General features: G+C 46.2%; 20 protein-coding genes. 4 read left to right on the top strand and 16 right to left on the bottom strand.

Annotated features, from left to right (window positions below; translation table 11 throughout):
- Window positions 1-9: 9 nt before the first annotated feature.
- The 4 genes from M3629_RS08400 to M3629_RS08385 form a co-directional block, all read right to left on the bottom strand.
- The gene (locus tag M3629_RS08400; protein ID WP_251504108.1) at window positions 10-885 is read right to left on the bottom strand and encodes a metal ABC transporter permease; all 876 of its coding nucleotides are present in this window, start codon (window positions 883-885) and stop codon (window positions 10-12) included.
- Window positions 831-1,538, bottom strand: coding sequence for a metal ABC transporter ATP-binding protein (locus M3629_RS08395; protein WP_154959282.1), 708 nt, complete (start codon window positions 1,536-1,538; stop codon window positions 831-833). The genes M3629_RS08400 and M3629_RS08395 overlap by 55 nt, the downstream gene beginning before the upstream one ends.
- 56 nt (window positions 1,539-1,594) lie before the next feature.
- Window positions 1,595-1,744, bottom strand: coding sequence for a 50S ribosomal protein L33 (gene rpmG / locus M3629_RS08390; protein WP_036613813.1), 150 nt, complete (start codon window positions 1,742-1,744; stop codon window positions 1,595-1,597).
- A gap of 82 nt (window positions 1,745-1,826) precedes the next feature.
- Entirely contained in the window at window positions 1,827-3,038 is a 1,212-nt protein-coding gene (locus M3629_RS08385) for a GTP-binding protein (protein ID WP_251504105.1), read from the bottom strand.
- Window positions 3,039-3,331: 293 nt separating this feature from the next.
- On the opposite strand from M3629_RS08385, the gene M3629_RS08380 reads away from it, so the two are divergent.
- Both M3629_RS08380 and M3629_RS08375 read left to right on the top strand, forming a co-directional pair.
- Complete coding sequence (locus M3629_RS08380; RefSeq protein WP_251504102.1) at window positions 3,332-4,417, top strand: permease; 1,086 nt, start codon at window positions 3,332-3,334, stop codon at window positions 4,415-4,417.
- Window positions 4,418-4,563: 146 nt separating this feature from the next.
- Entirely contained in the window at window positions 4,564-5,568 is a 1,005-nt protein-coding gene (locus tag M3629_RS08375) for a TIGR03943 family putative permease subunit (RefSeq protein WP_251504099.1), read from the top strand.
- A gap of 781 nt (window positions 5,569-6,349) precedes the next feature.
- Here the strand turns inward: M3629_RS08375 and M3629_RS08370 are convergent.
- The 6 genes from M3629_RS08370 to M3629_RS08345 all read right to left on the bottom strand — a co-directional run bounded on the left by M3629_RS08370 (window position 6,350) and on the right by M3629_RS08345 (window position 13,567).
- Window positions 6,350-7,651 (bottom strand): pyrimidine-nucleoside phosphorylase, encoded by a 1,302-nt coding sequence (locus M3629_RS08370; RefSeq protein WP_251504096.1) that lies wholly within the window; start codon window positions 7,649-7,651, stop codon window positions 6,350-6,352.
- A gap of 411 nt (window positions 7,652-8,062) precedes the next feature.
- Entirely contained in the window at window positions 8,063-8,770 is a 708-nt protein-coding gene (gene deoD, locus M3629_RS08365) for a purine-nucleoside phosphorylase (protein WP_056691414.1), read from the bottom strand.
- A 282-nt stretch (window positions 8,771-9,052) separates the two neighbouring features.
- Complete coding sequence (gene deoB / locus M3629_RS08360) at window positions 9,053-10,231, bottom strand: phosphopentomutase (RefSeq protein WP_154890359.1); 1,179 nt, start codon at window positions 10,229-10,231, stop codon at window positions 9,053-9,055.
- Between the two features lie 36 nt (window positions 10,232-10,267).
- Entirely contained in the window at window positions 10,268-11,458 is a 1,191-nt protein-coding gene (locus tag M3629_RS08355) for a NupC/NupG family nucleoside CNT transporter (protein ID WP_090924846.1), read from the bottom strand.
- Between the two features lie 209 nt (window positions 11,459-11,667).
- Window positions 11,668-12,315 (bottom strand): deoxyribose-phosphate aldolase, encoded by a 648-nt coding sequence (gene deoC, locus M3629_RS08350; RefSeq protein ID WP_154958012.1) that lies wholly within the window; start codon window positions 12,313-12,315, stop codon window positions 11,668-11,670.
- 313 nt (window positions 12,316-12,628) lie between these two features.
- Window positions 12,629-13,567: a sugar-binding transcriptional regulator gene (locus tag M3629_RS08345; RefSeq protein ID WP_090924853.1), complete on the bottom strand. Its 939-nt coding sequence runs from the start codon at window positions 13,565-13,567 to the stop codon at window positions 12,629-12,631.
- Between the two features lie 348 nt (window positions 13,568-13,915).
- Here M3629_RS08345 and M3629_RS08340 point away from each other — a divergent pair, with 348 nt between their 5' ends.
- Window positions 13,916-14,542, top strand: a complete 627-nt coding sequence (locus M3629_RS08340) for an FMN-dependent NADH-azoreductase (RefSeq protein WP_154890361.1) — start codon at window positions 13,916-13,918, stop codon at window positions 14,540-14,542.
- 161 nt (window positions 14,543-14,703) lie between these two features.
- On the opposite strand, the gene M3629_RS08335 is transcribed toward M3629_RS08340, so the two are convergent.
- The 4 genes from M3629_RS08335 to M3629_RS08320 form a co-directional block, all read right to left on the bottom strand.
- On the bottom strand, window positions 14,704-15,060 hold the full coding sequence (locus M3629_RS08335) for a hypothetical protein (RefSeq protein ID WP_090924844.1): 357 nt from the start codon (window positions 15,058-15,060) through the stop codon (window positions 14,704-14,706).
- 185 nt (window positions 15,061-15,245) lie between these two features.
- Complete coding sequence (locus tag M3629_RS08330) at window positions 15,246-15,908, bottom strand: class II aldolase/adducin family protein (RefSeq protein WP_090924843.1); 663 nt, start codon at window positions 15,906-15,908, stop codon at window positions 15,246-15,248.
- Between the two features lie 15 nt (window positions 15,909-15,923).
- On the bottom strand, window positions 15,924-17,444 hold the full coding sequence (locus tag M3629_RS08325; protein WP_251504093.1) for a rhamnulokinase: 1,521 nt from the start codon (window positions 17,442-17,444) through the stop codon (window positions 15,924-15,926).
- A gap of 25 nt (window positions 17,445-17,469) precedes the next feature.
- On the bottom strand, window positions 17,470-19,260 hold the full coding sequence (locus M3629_RS08320; RefSeq protein WP_251504091.1) for an L-fucose isomerase: 1,791 nt from the start codon (window positions 19,258-19,260) through the stop codon (window positions 17,470-17,472).
- A gap of 464 nt (window positions 19,261-19,724) precedes the next feature.
- Between M3629_RS08320 and M3629_RS08315 the strand changes: the two genes are divergently transcribed.
- On the top strand, window positions 19,725-20,738 hold the full coding sequence (locus M3629_RS08315; protein ID WP_251504089.1) for a LacI family DNA-binding transcriptional regulator: 1,014 nt from the start codon (window positions 19,725-19,727) through the stop codon (window positions 20,736-20,738).
- Window positions 20,739-20,987: 249 nt separating this feature from the next.
- Here M3629_RS08315 and M3629_RS08310 read toward each other — a convergent pair whose 3' ends face one another.
- Window positions 20,988-21,881, bottom strand: a complete 894-nt coding sequence (locus tag M3629_RS08310; RefSeq protein WP_251504085.1) for an NAD-dependent epimerase/dehydratase family protein — start codon at window positions 21,879-21,881, stop codon at window positions 20,988-20,990.
- A 26-nt stretch (window positions 21,882-21,907) separates the two neighbouring features.
- The gene (locus M3629_RS08305) at window positions 21,908-22,714 is read right to left on the bottom strand and encodes an SAM-dependent methyltransferase (RefSeq protein ID WP_353056726.1); all 807 of its coding nucleotides are present in this window, start codon (window positions 22,712-22,714) and stop codon (window positions 21,908-21,910) included.
- Between the last annotated feature and the right edge of the window lie 21 nt (window positions 22,715-22,735).

Here is a 22,735-nt window from a genome sequence, read left to right as displayed (position 1 = left end):
ATTTCATCTTTATGTGTTGCTTTTTGAATGAATATATAATGTTGCTGTCTGCTGCTTAACGGCGCGATGACGTTTACGATTGTATAGTGAAATCAGCTTTTGGGCTGATATTCCAGTCAACAGGAAAAGTAACAGGATGAGTGCAATGGTTCCTCCCGGAGGTGTATTCCATTGATACGAAGCGGTGAGCCCGCTAAAAATGCCCATCAATCCTGTAACGATAGAAATAACAATGGCTGCGGCAAAACTGCGTGCAACCCTCAAAGCTAATGCTGCCGGCAATACAATAAGTGCAGATACGAGCAGCACACCGACAATCGGCATCGCAGAGGCCACGGTCATTCCGGTTAGTATCGCAAAGGCAAATGATAAACCTTTCACCTGTACGCCTCCAATGGAGGCAGTCTCTTCATCAAATGTCAAATTGTACAACGGTCTTCGCAAAACGAAAAAAAAGGTCAATCCAATCAAACATACCGCAGCCATCATCCACAGCTGGATATTACTCACCGCGACGATGGAACCAAACAGATAAGAACTGAAGGTTTTGGAAAGATTCATTTTTAGACTCATTAATACAACAGCCAAAGCTAGACCAGATGTCATAATGATTGCAACCGGCACCTCACTGTACGTCCGATAGCTTCGCCGTAGCTGTTCGACCAGCAGAGCACCAATGATTGCAACAGCGAAGCCGCTTAGAACCGGATTCAGGTTCATAACCGAACCTAGGGCAACCCCTGCCAGTGAAACGTGAGAAAGTGTATCAGCCATAAGTACCTGCCTTCTAAGCATCAGATATACACCCAAAATAGGTGCAATGATTCCGATTAGTCCTCCAGCCCAGAAAGCACGTTGCATGAATTCGTACTCAAACACTGCCATTCCTCACTTTCTTGTCTCTCCAAGGTGATCGTTCGATCCAGCCGGTTACCCACTTCTTCGAGACCGTGTGTGACCATAATGATGGTGAGACCATGAACATCTGCATAGTGACGCATCAATTCATAGAACCCTTCTCTACTGCGCCGATCCATCCCGGTGGTGGGCTCATCCAGCACAAGCACTTGCGGCTGTCCAGCCAGGGCTCGTGCGATACAGATTCGCTGCTTCTGTCCGCCCGAAAGCTCTCCTACACGTGCGTTGCGGTATTCCCACATGCCGACTTCACGCAGGCTTCGTTCAACAATCGCTTCTTTGTCCGAAGTGAATCGCCGAAAAAGACCTAACTTGTGATAACAACCGGATCGCACGAGTTCGATGACTGTACTGGGAAAACCACTATTAAACGAGGCTACTTGCTGAGGTACGTAACCGATCTCCAGCTTTTTGCCTCGAAGCTGCTGTGTATTCATATGTACCGAACCACTCCAGGGCTTTAAGAGCCCCAGCAACAGCTTCAGCATGGTTGTCTTCGCAGAGCCATTCGGCCCCGTGATGCCGACAAATTCACCCACATGAATATCCAACGACAGATGATCAATGACGGGCTCTTTACCATATCCAAATACGACATCACGCATGGAAGATAAAATCATGGGTTAACCTCTTTCTTTTTTTCGTAAATATTACGATTTATAAAAACCAAAATTTTTTAGCGGGTTTCCCGGTGAATCGTCATCTTCTTCAAACGAGGTGAATACTTTTTCATCTCCAGACGTTCTGGATGGTTGCGCTTGTTCTTCGTTGTTGTATAGTTGCGATCTCCGCACTCCGTGCATGCTAAGGTTACAATGACTCTCATGGTGTTGCCTCCCTTTATTTATTCGTAATTATTACTATTTAATGATAGTAGCCTATGCCTTTCCTTTTGTCAACTTCTTCTCTTAGCTCCACTGTGGAAAAGGATCTTTCAACACGCGCCAGTTCATCTGCATCTCTTCATCTGTAAGCAACGTCTCGTCCAATGTTCGTTCAATAACTGCACGATCCATATCAATTCCGATAAACACCAGCTTGGTTACCCGGTCACCCCACTCTTCATCCCAATCCGGAATAGCTGGAAGCTTGTCGCCAAAATGAAGATGTCGCTCTTCCTCACTCATCGCCCCTACCCATATTCCTGCCGGTGCAAGCTGTTTGGACGTACCCGCATGGCTAAATGAAATGGCCATATGGTTGCGAGTAGCCATCCACATTAACCCTTTGGAACGAACGATACTGTCTGGCCATTTGGCAATCCAGCGCAGCAGGCGCTCGGGATGGAATGGGCGTTTGCGGTGATATACAAACGAATGAATACCGTATTCCTCGGTCTCAGGCGTATGCTCCTCTTTCATCAATTCGCGGATCCAGCCCGCGGACTGGCTTGCTTTTTCAAAATCAAACCGACCGGTATTCAAAATTTCTCTCGGATCAATCTGCCCATGCGTCGTGCGAACCAACTTGGCCTCTGGCTGCATCGCATGCAGTGCTTTTTCCAGCTTCGATAGCTCTTCTTCGGATACCAGATCACATTTGTTCAGCACAAGAACGTCGCAAAATTCAACCTGGTCGGTCAGCAAATGCACAATGCCCCGCACGTCATCTTCTCCGGCTTCCTGTCCGCGATCCTTAAGCGTCTCTTTCGAATAAAAGTCACGCCAAAACTGAGCGGCATCCACCACCGTTACCATCGTGTCTAGACGAGTGAATCGAGTCAGATCAATGCCAAGTTCCTCGTCAATGTACGTAAATGTCTGAGCCACAGGAACGGGTTCGCCAATGCCCGTCGATTCAATCAATATGTAGTCGAACGACCCATCCAGCGCAAGCCGCTCCACCTCTTTTAACAAATCCTCACGAAGTGTGCAGCAGATGCACCCGTTCGACATCTCCACCAGCTTCTCATCAATCCTCGATAAACCGCCTCCGTCCCGAATCAACCCTGCATCAATATTGACTTCACTCAGATCGTTTACGATGACGGCGACACGCATGCCCTCCCGATTATGTAACACGTGGTTTAGCAATGTCGTCTTACCCGCTCCAAGATAACCGCTAAGAACCGTAACTGGCACTCGATTTTGAATATGTTGTTGTTTTTCTGATACTGACATTATTGCTTCCTCCACTTCTTATGGGTGAATTAAAGAGATCCATCAAAGCTGTTGGGATGTTGAGATGGAAAACAGGGTTGATGAATGGTGTACTTGATATAGATGATGTATTTAATCGTAATAATTACTATTAAATACATGGAGAAATATACCTTATCTGCTCTTATCTTGTCAACTAAGTAAATTCAAGCGAACTTTTAATCGTAAAATAACTGATTAACTGACTGCATCGATGTATGTTACAGCGAGTACAAGCATATATTCTAGCAAAGTTCTAGTAACGGAGGTTTTTCATGAGAATCGCAGCTAGTTTGAAACTTCTCACCTTTCTTGTTCCTTGTGCCTTTCTGGTTCCGGTTGTTATTGCGTTCGCCCCGGATCTGAATAAAATCTGGAATAGCGAAGCGTTGCAAAATATAAAAACAGTATTTGTGAGTATTTTTCTGGAAGCGGCCCCCTTTCTGCTCATGGGCGTGTTCCTGTCCTCTCTGATGCAATGGTTCGTATCGGAAGAGATGGTGCGAAGAATGACCCCCAAACATCCGGTTGGCGGGGTGCTTGTGGCGGGCCTGCTCGGTATCGTTTTTCCCATCTGCGAATGCGGAATGATTCCGGTTGTACGGCGGCTTATGCATAAAGGCATGCCTGCATATATCGCGGTGACGTTTATTTTAAGCGGTCCTGTCGTCAATCCGATTGTGTTTACAGCAACTCTCATGGCATTTCCTAGTCATCCAGAGATCACCATCGCTCGAATGGGACTGGCTTTTGCGGTGGCTGCTGCCGTTGGTGGGCTTGTGTATGTTTTTGTGAAACGTAATCCTCTGCGCATGCCCAAAACGGTCATGACGGAAGTAAAGACACATCCTGGGTTCAAAATGGCTTCCTCAGCTCATTCTCATAAACCAACACATACACATTCAGATGTCCACGCTCACTCGCACGGAGGCACCCATGACCATCATCACTCCCATAAGAAGGACTGGCGCAGCTTTTTCATCCATGCCGGTGAAGAGTTCGTCGATATGAGCAAATATTTGGTGATTGGAGCATTGATTACAGCATGTATTCAGACATTTGTGAGTCGCAGTGATCTTGTTGCGCTGGGAAATGGCCCGGTTGCCTCGTATGTATTTATGATGGGCTTTGCATATGTTCTGTCCTTATGTTCTACATCGGATGCTTTTGTTGCGTCAGCCTTCTCACATACGTTTGCTTTGGGTCCGCTGATTTCCTTCCTTGTGCTCGGCCCGATGCTGGATTTCAAAAGCACGCTTATGTTACTCTCCACCTTCCGCACCCGTTTTGTCATTGGCTTAAGTCTGGCGATTATCCTTCTGGTTTTTGCCGGGTCTTGGCTCGTGAACTTCTTTGGATGATTGAGATGAAACTGCTTCTAGCTGAAGAGTACTTGTTATGTTATTAACAACATTAATCATTAATGTTGTTAATAAGTTTACCGGGTGGTATCTCCTCATTTGAAATGATCCATAGATGAGATTCATACAAGAAAGGAGTGCAAGTCATGGCTCACGCTAATCATGCGATGAACAAGAACTTTTTTACGAAAAGGATCGTCATTCAGTGGCATACGCTCATTCGAGCAGGCTGGATTGGCAGTCTGGCTGTGTATATTATGCACCTCAAATCGAGCAATTCCCTACATTATTATCTGGCTCCCACGATGCAAACGCTACTTCTCGGTTGTGCAGTTCCTCTCCTGTTTATTGCTGTTATTATGGCATGGCATGCTTTTTGGGGTCGAAATGAATTCGATTGCGATTGTGAACATGCTCCACCTTCCGGCCTGATTCGTAGCTCCATGGTTTACGGTTTGATTGCTTTGCCGCTATTGCTCGGTTTTCTACTACCGGATCAAGCTTTAGGCAGTTCGATGGCAAGTCAGAAAGGAATATCTCTGACGTATACTCCACCTGAAATAAGGCGTAAAGACCCACTGCCAGACGCGTCTGCTAAGTTGAACGTGCAGGATTATACGGTCACGCAAGGTATAAAGCAGCAAAATGACAAGTTATCCGAATTCCATGCCAGTGTGCAGTTTGTACCACCGGATGAATACAGCCGCGAATTCGCGGAGCTGGCAGAAAAGTTATACGTACAACCTGTCATCCAGGTGTATCCAGAGATATTCTCGGAAACCCTCGGCACCATCGATATGTTCCAGCGCCAATTCACAGGCAAAGAGATTATGCTGACCGGATTTGTTTACCGGGACGATAACATGGAGCATACATCTCATTTTGCATTAGGACGTTTTCTCGTGATGTGTTGCCCGGCAGATGCAGCTCCTTTCGGCGTAATGATTCATATTCCAGATGCCAACAAGTTTGAGAAGGACAGTTGGGTACAGATCCGTGGTACCATTGGCTCCGCGCAAGTCGACGGTAAAGATACGATGGAAATTCAGGCAACGTCCGTAACACCGATTAATCAGCCAGCTTCTCCTTATATTTATACCAATGCCGATTCCGTTAAGGCATATGAGAAGATTATGAGCGAGCAGAAGTGAGAGAACATGAGTCTGAAGAGGAACAATCTGATATGCGAGATAAGACTAGGAGTAGTAGAGACAACATGAGTAACTTAGAAACACCGTAAGTAACTTAGAAAACACCATAAGTAGTAGAGGTGCAGTTGTAACTTTGGTATGTTTTGACCGCTCCAGGATTCTAACGATCTCAGATGAGCTTATTTAGGTGAAAATAGGCTTTTTGAAATTCTAACGATCACCAGAGAGCTTATTTTGCTGAAAACACAAGAAAAATGTCCTTTTTCACATCAAAATCCTAAAATAAGGTTTCCTGAGATCGTTAGAATATTTAAACGCGGGAAATAGCCCACATAGCGTTCCTGGTGATCGTTAGAAAATGAATCTCATTGGATCATTTTACACTCTCCATATTGGACACAAGTTAGTAGCCGAGCTGGTGATGATAATCACGATGATCTTAATATTTTTAACTAACGAAGAGCGTCTAAGTAGCTCTTCACGGTTCATTAGAGAACCAGAACATTGGACTGAGGTTTGTCGCATTATGTGCTCAGCCGTGTATTCGAGTTTACGTGCACGTCGTCTCCGAACAAAAAAAGACGGGCAGATTAATATCTGCTCCGTCGTCTTTCATATATTATGTTCACCTGTATGTTTACAAGTGTGTATCTACAACTGTGTGCCAGTAAGGGATCTTGCGGCAGTTTTGTGGCAGTCTAGCGGACTGCAATCAGCAGGTAAGTCATGAGTGCATCGTTACCCTGCTTATCTATCCCGCTAGTCTACCTTATTTATCCTTTTACTCCGTTACGATATCATGAACCAACACAGGTGCATCGGCATGATCTGCAATGGTGATGTTTTCCTTGATTTTCGCAATCACGGCATCGACATCTTCACGATTCGAATGAATGGTTACCAGAGATTCACCGGCTTTCACTGAATCACCAACTTTTTTGTTCAGCATCAAACCAACCGCCAGATCGATCTCGGACTCTTTTGTTGCACGACCTGCACCAAGCAACATCGCAGCCGTTCCGATCTCATCTGCAACGATTCCAGCTACATACCCGTCACGATCTGCTGGAACTTCGATTAGATATTGTGCTTGTGGCAAGCGCTCTGGATGATCAACCACAGAAGCATCGCCGCCTTGGTTGGCCAAGAAATGTTTGAACTTCTCCAGCGCTTTACCGTTCTGGATGACTTCTTTGAGTTTCTCTTCCGCCTGCTCCAGTGAATCTGCTTTACCTGCGAGATATACCATCTGACGTCCCAGTGCCAGGCACAGTTCTTCCAGATCTTTCGGACCTTTACCTTGTAGTGTAAGAATCGCTTCTTTCACTTCCAGAGCGTTCCCGATGGCAAGGCCCAGTGGCTGGGACATATCGGAGATAACCGCCATTGTTTTACGTCCTACATTGTTACCAATGCTAACCATGGCGTGTGCCAACTCTTTAGCATCTTCTGTTGTTTTCATAAACGCACCTGCGCCTGTTTTTACGTCCAGTACGATCGCATCTGCACCTGCTGCGATTTTTTTGCTCATGATGGAGCTGGCGATCAATGGGATCGAGTTTACCGTTGCCGTTACGTCACGAAGTGCATACAGCTTTTTGTCCGCAGGTGTCAGGTTGCCACTTTGACCGATAACCGCTACTTTATGTTCGTTTACGAGACGAATAAACTCTTCTTTTTCCAACTCAACATGGAAGCCAGCAACGGATTCCAGCTTGTCCGTAGTACCGCCCGTGTGTCCCAGACCACGACCAGACATCTTCGCAACAGGTACATCCAGTGCAGCAACGAGTGGCGCAAGTACCAGTGTCGTCGTGTCTCCCACGCCTCCAGTGGAGTGCTTGTCAACTTTAACACCTTCAATAGCCGAAAGATCGATCGTTTCGCCGGAGTTTACCATCGACATCGTTAGATCGGCACGTTCCTTATCCGTCATATCTTTGAAAAATACTGCCATCGCCCATGCGCTGACCTGATAATCCGGGATTTCTCCTTGCGTATATCCTTGAACGACGAAATCGATCTCTTCTGTGGTCAGTTCTTTTCCGTCACGTTTTTTAGCAATAATGTCTACCATTCTCATGATGATCTCTCCTTTTGTAAAATGGATTGTCTAGAACACGTGTTGAGCGGAGCCGTTCCGGACCCGGATCGTTCTTTCGATCGCTGTTGTCTTCACATTTTTCTTGAATCACCTTTACTAAGGTTAAAATGTGAAAACAAAGGCGAGCGCTTCGCTTCTCCAGAATCGATTCCGGTTCCTCCACTCCATGCTCCAACACCAGTTTCGATACAATCATTAGGGATTGTTTTTATGGTATACCGTTGAGCGGGACCGTTGCGGACCTGGATCATTCTTACGAGCGCTGTTGTCTCCAAATTTCTCTGATCACCATTTCCATGGTCAAAATTTGGAGACAAAGGCGAGCGCTTCGCTTCTCCAGAATCGATTCCGGTTCCTCCACTCCATGCTCCAACACCAGTTTCGATATGTTTACAGTGTAATTGCTGTATCCAACGCCACAACCATCATGTCGTTAAATGTTTTTTGACGCTCTTCAGCTGATGTTTCTTCGCCTGTCAGCAAGTGATCACTTACGGTCAGGATTGTCAAAGCGTTCACGCCAAATTTCGCGGCAATCGTGTAAAGCGCTGTTGTTTCCATCTCCACACCAAGCACGCCGTGTTTCATCAATTTCTCTGTCACGGAACGGTCATCGCGATAGAAGGAATCGGAGCTAAATACGTTACCTACGTGGATTTTCATGCCTTTTGCAGTGGCACGGTCATAGGCTTCTTTCAACAACGAGAACGTTGCAATTGGTGAGAAGTCGTATCCACCGAAAACATGTTTGTTCATGCTGGAATCGGTACAAGCTGCTTGAGCAAGGATCACATCACGTACACGTACATGTTCCTGCATTCCTCCGCAAGTACCTACACGAATCAAGTTTTTCACGCCATATTCGCTAATAAGCTCGTTCGCATAGATTGCAAAGGATGGAATCCCCATACCTGAACCTTGCACCGAAATCCGGTGACCTTGATATGTACCTGTGAAACCGAGCATGCCACGAACTTCGTTGTAACAAACAACGTCTTCCAGATACGTGTCAGCAATGTATTTGGCGCGTAGCGGATCTCCTGGCAAAAGGATCGTTTCTGCGATATCTCCTGGTTTTGCTCCGATATGTGTACTCATGTGTAATCTCCTCCGATAATAGATAATCTTTAGTACGACCGATAACCTCGAATGTTTGATGTCGAGTCTTGTGGATATCAGTTATGTCAATGTCAAACCATGTTAGAGCAGCTTATGTCACTCAGATGTCCCAGACCCTTACTTCGACTTCAGCATCAAGGCGCAGTGTTTCGTATCTCGGCAGAGCAGGCAAGTGCAGGATCAACACGTCCTATTTGAGATGCCCACTCTGCCCAAGATACTATTCAAAATGCAATTAACAGATCCGCACCTAAAAGTGGTTTACTTCAACTCATTCAAGAAACTTTTGCCATACTCCGGTAATTTCACACCAAAGTTATCTGCCACGGTTGCACCGAGATCGGCAAACGTGCTACGCAGTTCAAGCTTTTTACCCTCGCTGAAACGCGGGGAGTAAGCCAGCAGTGGTACATATTCACGCGTATGATCTGTGCCGCGGTAGGTTGGATCGTTACCATGGTCAGCTGTAATCAACAGCAGATCATCGTTTGTCATTTTCGCAAAAATCTCAGGTAACCGTGCATCATAATCTTCAAGGGCTTGCGCATAACCTTGCGGATCACGGCGGTGACCGTATAATGCATCAAAATCAACCAGGTTCAGGAAGCTGAGTCCAGTGAACTCTTCGTCCAGCGTCTCAGACAACTTGTCCATCCCATCCATATTGGACACAGTACGAACAGCTTTCGTTACGCCTTCACCGTCATAAATGTCAGAGATTTTACCCAAAGCAATCACATCCAGACCGCCATCTTTCAATTCATTCATCACCGTGCGTCCAAATGGTTTGAGCGCGTAGTCATGACGGTTCGCCGTACGTTTCCAATTCCCCGCTTCACCAACGAATGGACGGGCAATAATGCGACCAAGCATGTACGGGTCTTCAAGCGTGATTTCACGACAGAACTCACAGATCTCATACAGTTCTTTCAAAGGTACAACGTCTTCATGCGCTGCAATTTGCAGGACAGAGTCAGCTGAGGTGTAAACGATCAGCGCGCCTGTTTCCACATGCTCCGCACCCAGCTCATCCAAAATCTCCGTGCCGCTGGCTGGTTTGTTACCAATGACCTTACGGCCCGTCTTCTCTTCAATGCGCTGAATTAACTCATCCGGGAAGCCGTTCTCGAACACACGGAAAGGTGTATCAATATATAGCCCCATGATCTCCCAGTGACCTGTCATCGTGTCTTTGCCACGTGAAGCTTCCTGCATTTTGGTATAATACGCTTTAGGTTTATCCGCCACAGGGATACCTTGGATTGGTTCAATGTTGGACAGTCCGAGACTTGCCATATTCGGCATGTTCAGACCACCACGTTCACGTGCAATGTGACCCAACGTATCGACGTTAAAGTCATCGAATTCTGCTGCATCCGGCGCTTCGCCGATTCCTACAGAATCCATAACGATCAGATGTACTCTTTTGAATGTTGACATAAGTTAAGCACTCCTTCCAGCTTCCAATAATCCGAATTACAAAAACAGTCCAGTGATGATCGCAGACAGCACGCTGACCAGCGATGCACCGTAAAGCAGCTTCAGACCGAAGCGGGCCACCACGTTGCCCTGTTTCTCATGAAGTCCCTTCACCGCACCGGCAATAATACCGATGGAGGAGAAGTTGGCGAAGGATACGAGGAAGACGGATACGATTCCTGTTGTTCTGGCAGACAATGCCGTTTGCTCGCTCAAACTCAGCATCGCAACAAATTCGTTGGACACCATTTTGGTAGCCATAATACTGCCTGCCTGAATCGCTTCTTTCCAAGGGACACCCATAACAAAGGCAAAAGGTGCAAACACATACCCAAGCAGTTCCTGGAACGAAATACCGATTACAGCGCTAAATATTCCGTTAATCAAGGCAATCAGGGCGACAAAACCGATTAGCATCGCCGCTACGACAATTGCTACTTTGAATCCGTCCAGAATGTATTCTCCCAGCATTTCGAAGAACGATTGTTTCTCTTCTTCCCGCACTTCCAATATATCTTCTTCCGCCGTAACCCGATACGGATTGACGATGGAAGCAATGATAAAACCGCCGAAAAGGTTAAGCACAAGCGCTGTCACTACATATTTCGGTTCAATCATTGTCATATAGGCGCCGACAATGGACATCGATACCGTGGACATTGCTGATGCACAGAGGGTGTACAGCCGATGTTTCGGCAGTAGCCCGATTTGTTTTTTCACCGAGATGAACACTTCAGATTGCCCCAAAATAGCAGAAGCAACCGCGTTATATGATTCCAGTTTGCCCATTCCGTTGACTTTGCTTAATACCAGACCAATATATTTTATAACAAAAGGTAAGATTCGGATATACTGCAGGATACCAATTAAGGCAGAGATGACCACAATCGGCATTAGCACAGTCAGGAAAAACGGACCGCTCCCGCCTTCTGCTCCAATGTTGATCAAACCCCCGAAAACAAAGGTGATCCCTTCGGCTGCGTAATCAAGCAAGTTCTTAAATACGGTGGAAAATCCGCCAATCAGCCATGTTCCCACTTCCGTATTCAGCAAAGCGTAAGCCAATATAATCTGTAAAACAATCATTACCGCAAGCGGTCGATATCGAATCTGTTTCTTGCCGTTACTGGCGATATAAGCCAGTCCAAAAACAACGAGTAAGCCAAGGATGGCAATAAGGTATTTCATGTGATCTCTCCTTTGAAGGTCGTTAATCCCGTTGTATAAACTGCTCAAAGGGTTACTGAATCTTATTTTGTGTCATTTCATAACATATGATTTCAGAAATTTTATAAAGCGCTTACAAACAACAGGATATATTACGTTTCATGTTCAAGTGAAAAATGGTCCTGAACCCTGTCAGGTATCTCAGGCAGAGTTCAGGAGAATAACTCATTTTAATAAGAAGAAGTGGACTGGCCGCCTTGCATGATTTTCACGCCTGAGCTTGCTCCGATTCGAGTTGCCCCTGCTTCAATCATTTTCTGCATATCTTCCAGACTGCGCACGCCGCCGGATGCTTTAACACCTACGTCAGGACCAACGGTACGACGCATCAGCGCGATATCTTCCGGAGTTGCCCCGCCTGTGGAGAAACCAGTTGATGTTTTCACAAAATCTGCTCCGGCTCTGACAGCCGCTTGACATGCACGTACTTTTTCATCATCTGTCAACAGACAAGTTTCAATAATTACTTTCACCAATGTACCTGCCGCAGCTTCGACAACAGCACGAATGTCCTGCTCTACAACATCATCTTTGCCGTCTTTCAGTGCGCTAATATTGATGACCATATCAACTTCTGTTGCCCCTTTAGCAATAGCATCTTTCGTTTCAAATGCCTTTGTTTCCGAAGTTGACGCCCCCAGAGGGAAACCAATAACTGTACAGATATCTACGCCAGTGCCTTGAAGTTGCTCTGCAGCGTAAGATACCCAGCCCGGATTCACACATACCGATGCAAATTGGTACTGCTTCGCTTCTTCCGTCAGCTTGGTAAGCTCGTTACGAGTTGCGTCTGCACGAAGCAGCGTGTGGTCGATCATTTTGGCTAATTGTGGTGTAGTCAATTGAAATCTCTCCCTTATCTGAACTGGTGAACTTATATCCTTACACTATCATGAACATATGTAAAAATCAACTTGAACATTCGTTCATTTATCATTTGTGGATCGAAAAGTGAACTTTGTGTTACGTCATGAGGAAATATTACTTGTTCCGTGTTTATTTTCCGCCTTACATAGTAAAACATCCGCCCGGATGTCATGGCAGATGTTGTCACTGTTGAACTTAATATGAAGTTGTGCTGGTGACAAGAATAGCACCCATATGGGTTGGGTAACCCATCTATTCGCTTTCCTATAAACGAAGCAATGCCTGCGCTGTGTATTGATCCGTAACCAAAATGTTGGCATACTGGCCTTTCAGAGCCGCATGAATCGCTTCAATTTTGCGCCCGCCCCCAGCCACGAGAATGGATTTCTCCTTGTTTCTTAATTCAGCCAAATCAATCCCGACCGTTCTGCTGTTAATCTCCTCACTGATCAAGTGCCCTTCCGCATCAAAAAAACGTGAACAAATATCACCTGCACCAGACTTCATCAGAAGCTCCTGTTCTTGTTCGTTAAAATATCCCAGCTTGAACAGAAGTGCATCCTCTTTCACGGTTCCTACCGTAAATATGGCGATGTTCGCCTGTCTTCCCAGCTCAACAATGCGTCCAATGTGACGGTCTGCCTCGACCATTTTTTTCACTTCAATATTATCGAAGATCACCGGAAGCGGCAGATACCTGGGAACCGTATGAAACGCTTCGGCAAACAGATGAACAATATCCGCGGCATAGGTGTTTATATGGGAGTGACTTACGCCCCCTTTAAGCTGCACCACTTCTACGCCTTTCACCTGCTTGGGTCTGAGTTGACGTGCGACCGCATGCATTGTTGTTCCCCATGTCACACCGATAATGTCCGCATCCTGCACGGTGTCCTGCAAATAGTCCGCAGCTCTCTTGCTTATATGCTTCTGAATCTCCTCATCACTCTTCAAGGGTGCAAAACATACCAGTGCCGTCTCCAGGTTGTATTTGGCTTTCAGTTCCCCACCGATAATATCAATATCCTCCAGCGGGTCCATGATTTCAATGCGCACGTACCCTCGGTCTTTGGCATATTGAAGAAGCCTCGATACGGTAGGACGTGATACGCCCAGTCTTGAGGCAATATCCTGCTGGCTGTAATCGGACTGATAATACAATTTTGCCGCTTCAATGCTTAATCGCTGTTTCTCCAAGTCCATTCCCATGTGCATTCATCTCACTCATCTTATTATCGTTGGAAAATAAAATATAACGTTTGGCCTCAACTTCTGGTATATAGCTGGCTGAACTTGTACGTATAAAGCTCATTTCGCTACAATACTTGTCCTTATATATTATACATATATTAAAGTTTCCATCACTATATTTTGCCAAAAGTCAAATTACATACCACCTCCGCTGTCTCAGTGACCAACTTACCCGGTCTTTTACCCAAACGCACGAATAAAAAGTAACATCGCACCCCATACTACTCCAGTCACTGGAGCTGTTTCTTGAGTATATGGACCCATAAATCAACCCACATTGGAAAGTGAGGATACCAAGTTATGTCTACTTTATTGTATATTACTGCCCATCCGCATGATCATCAAACCTCATTCAGTATGGCTGCCGGCAAAGCGTTTATTGATGCGTACAAAGAAAGTCATGCCTCAGACGAAATCATTCATCTCGATCTGTACCGTTCCAATATCCCACATATCGATGCGGACGTATTCAGTGGATGGGGCAAGCTGCAAACTGGAGGCGACCTGAGCTCTGAAGAACAGTCCAAGGTACAACGGCTGAATGAACTATCTGACCAGTTCGCGAATGCAGACAAATATGTATTCGTTTCACCGCTGTGGAACTTCTCCTTCCCGCCAGTACTTAAAGCATATATTGATTCTATCTGTGTAGCAGGCAAAACGTTTCGTTATACAGAGCAAGGTCCGGTAGGACTTCTGACGGATAAAAAAGCATTACACATTCAAGCCCGTGGCGGTGTCTACTCCGAAGGACCAGCGGCTCAGATGGAGTCGGGACATCGTTATTTGGGCATCATCATGTCATTTCTAGGTGTACCGAAGCTGGATGGCATCTTTGTTGAAGGTCATAACCAGTTCAAGGATCGTGCCGAGGAGATCAAACAGAAAGGGATTGAAGAAGCGCAGCGTTTTGCCAAGCAGTTCTAAGTAAGATAGAACGAGCCAAACAGCCGTAACCAGTACCAACGATCATCCGGCCATGATAAATAAAACCCGCATCACAGCCCTAGAACATAATTCTAGGGTTGATGCGGGTTTTTCATGTAAATCTGCACTGTATAACAGTGTTGTATAACTTATATTAATGCTCAGCCCTTGTGCGCCCCGGCACTGGCACGGCTCATCGTTTCAAGCTTGCGAGTAATCGCATGGCGGTCTATTTTCAATCCCCAGATTAACTCGATAATCTGTTCTTTTTCTTCCGGATGTTCGGCTTGTTTTAATTGTAGCAACAATTCATGCATCTGTTCGTTGATGTCTTCAAACTGGTTCCAGAGATCCTGCCGTACTTCGGTAGAATCCACGTGATGGTTCGCATCGACTTCTTCCTTCAATGCTTGCAGAATAGCGTCTTTCCATTCCTCATCACCAAGTTGTTTTGCAATGTTCAGGAGATCCAGATAATCGTCAACAAGAAGAGAGTTCAATTCAGCATATGTTTTCATCGTTTATTGCATCCCCTTTTCGTTCTATTTACCCAGTATTATACTCGGTATTTCAGGTAATGCAATAGTTGTCGAGAAAAAGGGAATCATTTGCTTATCTTCATGTCATATTTTGACGAATCTCATATCTTTGAAGTTCTTCCCTTACGACTGCAGAAACTATCTTGTTTTAATATCAAACCAGATCAAGATTTAAGTTGCTGTAGTAGCTGAACTCGATAAGCTTCACTCTCAAGGGATTGAATTTCTTTATATTCTGCGTCAGTCAAAATTTTAGGTTCGCCTGCGGCCTTGGCAATCATATACACCTTGGCACTTTCCTCTACCACTTGTGTACGGTAATAGGCTTCGCGCAGATTTTTACCTGTCGTAACCAGACCGTGATTGACGAGAATAAGCGCAGAATGTTCGGTCACCTTAGCAGCAACGGCATCGGCGAGAAGTTTGGTCGTTGGCAGTACGTAAGGCACAAATCCGATATCTCCAACCAATGCGGACTGATCCGGAAACAGGTGCGGAAGATGGTCAAAAACAAGACTTAGGGCTATCGTATAAGCCGGGTGCGTATGCACAATAGCCTGAATATCCGGGTTAGCACGGTAGCTGAACAGATGCATGAGGACTTCAGACGAAGGACGGCTGGCTCCTGCTTGTGTCTCTCCTGTCTCCATATCAATGGCGATCCATTCATCCGGCTCCAGTTCCTCTAGCGCGAACCCGCTTGGAGATAAAAGCATCGTATTGCCTGAGCGTGCACTAATGTTACCTCCCGGCCCGACAACAAGTCCTTGAGTTACTGCCTTACGGGCATATTTGGTTAGTTCTTCTCTGATCTGCTGTTCAGACATGTTTCTCTCACTCCTTTATTGCTGGTTTTGTTTCCGTTGGTTGAATTGCTGGTACTTTCCATATGCTTCCTGCCAGCACTCTGAATCTTGAGGTGTATACATCTCCGTATCGAAGGAGGCCGATACAATGTCACGGATCTCGGACAAACCACCTACTTCACCAAGAGCCACATATTGGAGCAGGCAATTGCCCGCAGAAGATGCCTCAACGGGTCCAGCAATTACCGGAACACCCGTAGCGTTCGCCGTAAACTGGCATAGCAGGCGATTATGCACACCACCACCAACCATATGAATCACAGGAGGTCGTACCCCTGTAATCTGTTCAAGCTCATCCAGCGTCTGCCTGAACTCCAGTGCCAGACTTTCCAATATACATCTAACGATGGCTCCTACGGTTTCGGGGACCGTTTGAAAAGTGAGTTCGCAATATTGCCTGATTCGTTTAGGCATATCACCTGGGCTCATAAAAACATCATCTCCTGGCGATACCACCGATTGATGTGCACCTGCTGATACAGCAAGCTGGACTAACTCTTCGTGGGAGTAGAATCGATTTTCCCGTTCCCACTGGCGTTTACACTCCTGAAGCAACCACAGACCTGAACGATTTTTCAGCGTTCTCACCTTACCATACACGGTTCCTTCATTCGTAAATCCAAGCTCCAGAGCCTGCACACTTAACACAGGTGAATCACGTTCCACCCCCATAAGGGACCAAGTTCCACAGCTAATAAATGCATAGTTCGATTCAGTCGCAGGGATCGCCGCCAGTGCTGAAGCCGTATCATGTGATCCCACGGAAACAACTTTCATGGGACCGGTGTGTAGCTCTCTAACCAGATCGTCTGATAAATGGCCTAGTACAGTCCCTGAGTGAACCAATCGTGGAAATAACGAAACAGGTAAGCCGAGGCGGCTCATTAATGGTTCATTCCATTTCACTTCCCCGCTATGCAACAAACCACTGGTGCTTGCTATCGTATACTCGCATGCTTGCTCGCCAGATAGATAATAGTTAAACAAGTCCGGCAGGAATAATAGACGTGTATCAGCATCGGGATTCATTGTACTATCTTTAGAATTGATCCCACTGTCCTGAAGTTCACCGTATAACTGAAATATCGTATTAATCTGCTGAGGTAGCACACCTGACATCGCATATAGCTCTTGCTCATTGACCATCTGAAGCACATCGTTCATCGATTTCGCATGACGTGCATCACGATAATGACGGGGATTGCAGCGCAATCTTCCCGCACCATCAATCAGTCCGTAATCCACGCCCCAGGTATCCACAGCAATGGATTTTATTCGTCCCGGCATACCTTCAGCGCCTTTGCGTATCCCTTGTTTCAACTCGTAAAATAAACGCAGGAAATCCCAGTGCAATTCATCCCGAAGCTGAACCGGGTCATTGGGAAAGCGATGAACCTCATGCAGCATCAGTCTGTTCCCGTCTAGCGACCCCCGAACAACTCGGCCGCTACCGGCACCGAAATCAGCAGCAAGTACATGTGCAGCCTGATTCCCCATGTGACAGCCTCCTTCACTCAGCGTCTCAACGATACAGCGGTCCAAATACGCTACAAGCACGATAATCGGCACTCTCCGGCTCACTTGTGCCAAACAATCCCCATGCCCGCGGACGGAAAATATCTGTCTCAGGTACATTGTGCATATTAACAGGTATGCGCAGCATTGATGCCAACGTAATCAAATCAGCACCAATGTGTCCATACGAGATTGAACCATGATTCGCTCCCCATTGATTCATCACCTCATACACCGAAGTGAATGCACCTGAGCCCGTGAGAATTGGTGCAAACCAGGTCGAAGGCCATGTTGGATCGGTTCGCTGGTCCAGCGTGTCATGAACATTCTCTGGCAGATCCACCGTATAACCTTGAGCAATCTGCAGCACCGGTCCCAATCCTTTAACTAAATTCAAACGGGTCATGGTCACAGGCATACCGCCCTTGGTCAGAAAGTCAGCCGAGTATCCTCCTCCGCGGAAATATTCAACGGAAGCGGGTCTCCATGAGGTTGCTTTCAAGCAATGCTGCACTTCTTCATCCGTGATATCCCAGAAAGGTTTGAGAACAGGCTTGCCATCTTTCGATTGCTCTCCTGTTCCATCGAGGGCAGCAGAACCGGAGTTGATCAAATGTAAAATGCCCGCTGCAGCGTGCCCCTCCAGTTGATGTCCAGTCACCCGTTTCACTGAATCAGGACTCCAATACGTCCGTACGTCTGCGAAAATCTGAGCCGTATGTGTGAGTAGAGACCCAAACAACATCGACACACCGTTTAAACTGTCATTCTCCGTTGCCACAAGATAGGGTGCACGTTTACCATTCCAATCGAACGTGGAGTTCAGTATAGATTCCAGGAAATCTCCATTAGGGGCATGATCCGTCCATTGCCTCTGGCCTTGGAACCCCGAAACAATGGCATGATGGCCCATGGCCTCTTCTTCATATCCAAGTGCAGCAAGCTTCGGATTACCAGCCATCAGATCACGTACGATTTGCGTCATTTTAACCACGGTCTCCCACTCATCGTCTTTACGTTTTCGATCAGACTGAAGATGCTCCGGGTTGTTATCCGGACCTTCACTACAGTTCTCCTTTACCCACGCCAGAGCCAGCTTATATTCCTCTGGATCATAGATTTCTTCTTCTATACGCCGTGTCAATTCGCTCATATCCACATATTCGTTTCGCATGCCCAGATATTCCTGGAAAAAAGAATCATTCACGATGGAACCTGCAATCCCCATCGACACCGAGCCAATAGACAAATACGCCTGTCCCTTCATTGTGGCCGCCGCAAGTCCAGCACGGCTGAACCGGAGTAACTTGTCACGCACATCATCTGGAATGGTCGTATCACCGCCGTCCTGCACATCTTCACCATAGATCCCGAACGCAGGAATCCCCTTCTGTGCATGTGCAGATAGCACGGCAGCCAAATATACGGCTCCCGGTCGCTCTGTGCCGTTAAAGCCCCAGATAGCCGTCGGTATAGACGGTGACATATCCATCGTTTCCGTACCATAACACCAGCAAGGCGTTACGGTAATCGTTACACCCACATTCGAATGGCTGAACAATGTCGCTGCGGCCGCTGCTTCGGCTACACCGCCGATACAGGTCTCCGCGACCACGCATTCGACTGGAGAACCGTCGGCATAACGAAGCTCGGATGAGATCAGCTCAGCTACAGACGTTGCCATACGCATCGTTTGCTCTTCCAACGACTCGCGCACACCCTTGCGTCTGCCATCTATTGTGGGACGAATACCAATCTTGGGAAAAGGCTGTTGATAACGATAATCCTGATGAGTCATGCGAGAACGTCCTCCTTTTAGTGCATTTCATTAAATGCATGTGGAATTGAGAATATTCTGACTGAACGATGAGCGACAAAAGAAAAAGAAATCAGATCACACTACCTGGTGGACATTGCCGATAACCACACGCATCGATTTTTTGAATGCGTTTACATAACTCTAAAAAAATAAACCACTCTCATTAATTATCATGAAAAATAACGAGAACGGTTGCTGTGTTGACTCAAAAAATGAATTTATAAAGATCATTTTCAGAAATAACCTATAGAACGATTTTTCTTAACTGTACTTCTTAAATCAGATTAAAATAGTGCTTAATCCAGCAATTTAAAAACGAGTTAAGATCGTAGAATGTCTTTCAGGGTTATCGGTAACCCTAACTTACCACGCTCCTATGTTGCTGTCAATTACCATTATCCATTAAAATGAAAGGACTATGCTGTGGAAAGGTTCGATTCCATTTGATTACAATCTATGATATTGCCAAAAAAGCAAATGTCTCTGCGATGACTGTCTCCAAAGTCATTAATCGCACAGGTCGCATCAGCACGGCTACACGTGAGCGTGTGCAGCAGGTCATCGATGAACTGGGCTACATTCCTAACTCCAATGCACGAAGTCTGGTGTTGCAGCGAACTCATATGCTGTCTTTGCTAATTACGGACATTACCAATCCTTTCTATACAACGCTCGCCCGTGGAGCCGAGGATGCTGCGCATCTTCGGGGTTATCGTGTTTTATTTGGTAACAGTGACGAGGATTATCGAAAAGAAAAAGAGTATGTGGAGGCGATCCTGTCGACACGGGTAGATGGCGTGCTCTTTGCACCTGCAGGAGATCGCTCTCTCCCCCATCTGCAACAGTTGCAGGCTCGAAACATTCCATTTGTATTTCTGGATCGAATCGTGCCCGGCATCACTTCGGATGTGATTGCCGGAGACAGCCGTGAAGGCGCAATAGAGCTCATACGTTACCTTATTCAACTTGGACACGAGCACATTGCACTGGTCAACGGGTCTTCCGAAGTTTCGACTGCCAGACTGCGTGAGGATGGTTATATCAAAGGACTGCAGGAAGCAGGGATTACACCTGATCCTTCCCTTATACTCCGTACAAGCTATCGTGATTTTAGTGATGATGAAGGGTTGGAGCGTTTGCTCTCCAGGTCACAGCAGCCTACAGCTATTTTTGCAGCCAATAATATGCTGGCGATTGGAGTGATCCGTCTGCTCCGCAAACGAGGGCTTAAAGTACCCGAGGATATCTCTGTCGTTTGTTTCGATGACCTTGATCTGGCTTCCGCCTTTGAACCTTTTCTGACCGTCATTGCACAACCTGCTTATGAATTCGGATACCAAGGAATGCAGATGCTGATTGACCGGATTGAAGGAAAACTGTCATCTGCCGCTGAAACGATGATCTTACCTTCCGAACTACGAATACGTACATCTGCTTCTGTTCCGCTTACTAATTGATGTTATACAATTCTAACTAGAGATTTTACACAGTCTACTCCGATGACCAAGTTCGAGAAAAAAAGACAAAAAAAACAGGACGTCCCCGAGATGAACTTCATCCCAATTGTTAGACATTATCAACAATTGGAGGTGCAGTTCACTCTGGTCATCCTGTTTTTTAATATGATCAATTTAAACTTTTAGTTGAATACAAGCGTATCTCTCTATTGGCTCTCTTATAACGAATAAGTGCATCTCTTGGCGTGATTATCGTTCAGACTGTAGCGCAAGAGCGATCTCACGCACAAGACCCGGAAACCAATCCATAAGCGTTTCAAATGTATACCCTGCTTGCTCTGCTTTAGCTGTGTCCATCGTCCATGACTGCTGCACTCCGAAAGGCGACATATCTTCGTCTACGGTTTGCTTCAGAATCTGAGCCTGCATGCCCGTCACCGTTTCGATTAACTGCATCATCGATGCGAGTGTAATCGCCCCCTTGGACGCGGCATTCACAGGTCCGGTTAACGACACATTTCCAAGCCAGGCAAGGAACCTTGCCGCTTCCGTTGAATTAATAAACCCAATCTCGGCAGCGGGATTCGGCATGCCTATCGGTTTTCCTTGTTGTACATGTTTGATATGAAAATGAAGCCGTCTCGTATAATCATCCATACCAAGTACAATAGGGATACGCATGGCCGCTACCGGGAAGGACGCCGTTTGGAAAAAGACAGCTTCGGCAAGCCGTTTGCCTTCACCATATGCAAAGTCCTCCTTGTTACCATACTGCAGTGGATACGTATATGGATCAAAGTCCGTTTCCACAAATCCTTCTCTTGGTTCCCCATACACCGAAAGTGTAGAGGTTAACACATATCTTTTAGTACGTCCGGCAAATGCTTCACATGCAGCCTTGGCTTCATTCGGAGAGTAACAGATATTATCGTAGACGATATCCCACTCATCCGACTGTACAACCTCTGCTACAGACTGAGGGTTTTCCCGATCCATCCGAATTCGCTTCACTTCCGCTCCAAAATCGACCTCCGTCTGTCCACGAGTCGCAATCGTGATCTCTGACTTCCCTTCCCAGATCAGATGATCCACAAGTCGTTTACCGAAGAAACGTGTACCTCCAAGAATAAGAACCTTTTTCATCTCGTTTCCCTCCCATCTTAATCTGTCTAAAGTGAAGGCTTTCTTATCCGAAGCATCGTATGAGCATTACGCTGAAATTCATATGACGTTCTAACTTCAGATAGAAGATAACCCTTTTTTTCCAAAAACACCTTCAGTTCATCCATATGTTCGTAACGCTTGCCTGTCAGATCTACTGTCGGAAAAATACGTACTTCATGACTTGTGACACGTAACATCTCTAATAACGTTCGAACATGAAAATCAAAATTTAACCGATCTGCATAAGTAAATAAGAAATGTGCGGATAAGGTCAAATCAAACTGTTCATCATTGAAAGGCAGCTCAGGCAATACCGTGGCTACGTAACATTCAGGATGCTGTCTCATATCTTCCACACAATCCATAATCGCGCGCAATCGTTCTTGCCTCAACCCTTCAATCGTTCCGAATTGATCCCAAATATACTTTCCTTGAACAGCATGGATCTGTTTCATCGTATGTTCAATGTCCTGAAACCCCTTCGTTCCAAGTTCATTCATGCCATACTGGTAAACGATATCTGCCGCTACAGCATGAGCACCATGTTTCCGAGCCTGACTACTGAACGAACATGCACCTCCAGGGCAATCCAGGATGTTCCGGCCTGCAAGCTCCTCCCCGGTAAGATCAAACATAAGCATGTATTCCTCAAACGTTCTTCCTATAAAAACAATCTGGGACAGTTCCAGACCGCTCTCTTCATGCTGATGCATCTGTTTGCTGCGTTTCCTGTCTCTGATGATGTCTTCCGAATGTTCCCACTCTTCTCCGCTCTGCTGATCGTTCACGATCCTCTGCTCTTCTCGGCTCATCTCGTTCGCTTCCTCTCTTAT

Source organism: Paenibacillus polysaccharolyticus, assembly GCF_023714295.1.
In the GTDB taxonomy this organism is placed as follows: Bacteria; Bacillota; Bacilli; order Paenibacillales; family Paenibacillaceae; genus Paenibacillus; species Paenibacillus polysaccharolyticus_A.
Note: the sequence above shows the minus strand (reverse complement) of the source record. Positions and strands in the feature narration are given on the sequence as shown.

Excerpts from the sequence above, each read along its gene's own strand:
- M3629_RS08400 (WP_251504108.1), bottom strand. The coding sequence starts at position 885 with ATGGCAGTGTTTGAGTACGAATTCATGCAACGTGCTTTCTGGGCTGGA.
- M3629_RS08395 (WP_154959282.1), bottom strand. The coding sequence starts at position 1,538 with ATGATTTTATCTTCCATGCGTGATGTCGTATTTGGATATGGTAAAGAG.
- rpmG (WP_036613813.1), bottom strand. The coding sequence starts at position 1,744 with ATGAGAGTCATTGTAACCTTAGCATGCACGGAGTGCGGAGATCGCAAC.
- M3629_RS08385 (WP_251504105.1), bottom strand. The coding sequence starts at position 3,038 with ATGTCAGTATCAGAAAAACAACAACATATTCAAAATCGAGTGCCAGTT.
- M3629_RS08380 (WP_251504102.1), top strand. The coding sequence starts at position 3,332 with ATGAGAATCGCAGCTAGTTTGAAACTTCTCACCTTTCTTGTTCCTTGT.
- M3629_RS08375 (WP_251504099.1), top strand. The coding sequence starts at position 4,564 with ATGGCTCACGCTAATCATGCGATGAACAAGAACTTTTTTACGAAAAGG.
- M3629_RS08370 (WP_251504096.1), bottom strand. The coding sequence starts at position 7,651 with ATGAGAATGGTAGACATTATTGCTAAAAAACGTGACGGAAAAGAACTG.
- deoD (WP_056691414.1), bottom strand. The coding sequence starts at position 8,770 with ATGAGTACACATATCGGAGCAAAACCAGGAGATATCGCAGAAACGATC.
- deoB (WP_154890359.1), bottom strand. The coding sequence starts at position 10,231 with ATGTCAACATTCAAAAGAGTACATCTGATCGTTATGGATTCTGTAGGA.
- M3629_RS08355 (WP_090924846.1), bottom strand. The coding sequence starts at position 11,458 with ATGAAATACCTTATTGCCATCCTTGGCTTACTCGTTGTTTTTGGACTG.
- deoC (WP_154958012.1), bottom strand. The coding sequence starts at position 12,315 with ATGATCGACCACACGCTGCTTCGTGCAGACGCAACTCGTAACGAGCTT.
- M3629_RS08345 (WP_090924853.1), bottom strand. The coding sequence starts at position 13,567 with ATGGACTTGGAGAAACAGCGATTAAGCATTGAAGCGGCAAAATTGTAT.
- M3629_RS08340 (WP_154890361.1), top strand. The coding sequence starts at position 13,916 with ATGTCTACTTTATTGTATATTACTGCCCATCCGCATGATCATCAAACC.
- M3629_RS08335 (WP_090924844.1), bottom strand. The coding sequence starts at position 15,060 with ATGAAAACATATGCTGAATTGAACTCTCTTCTTGTTGACGATTATCTG.
- M3629_RS08330 (WP_090924843.1), bottom strand. The coding sequence starts at position 15,908 with ATGTCTGAACAGCAGATCAGAGAAGAACTAACCAAATATGCCCGTAAG.
- M3629_RS08325 (WP_251504093.1), bottom strand. The coding sequence starts at position 17,444 with ATGGGGAATCAGGCTGCACATGTACTTGCTGCTGATTTCGGTGCCGGT.
- M3629_RS08320 (WP_251504091.1), bottom strand. The coding sequence starts at position 19,260 with ATGACTCATCAGGATTATCGTTATCAACAGCCTTTTCCCAAGATTGGT.
- M3629_RS08310 (WP_251504085.1), bottom strand. The coding sequence starts at position 21,881 with ATGAAAAAGGTTCTTATTCTTGGAGGTACACGTTTCTTCGGTAAACGA.
- M3629_RS08305 (WP_353056726.1), bottom strand. The coding sequence starts at position 22,714 with ATGAGCCGAGAAGAGCAGAGGATCGTGAACGATCAGCAGAGCGGAGAA.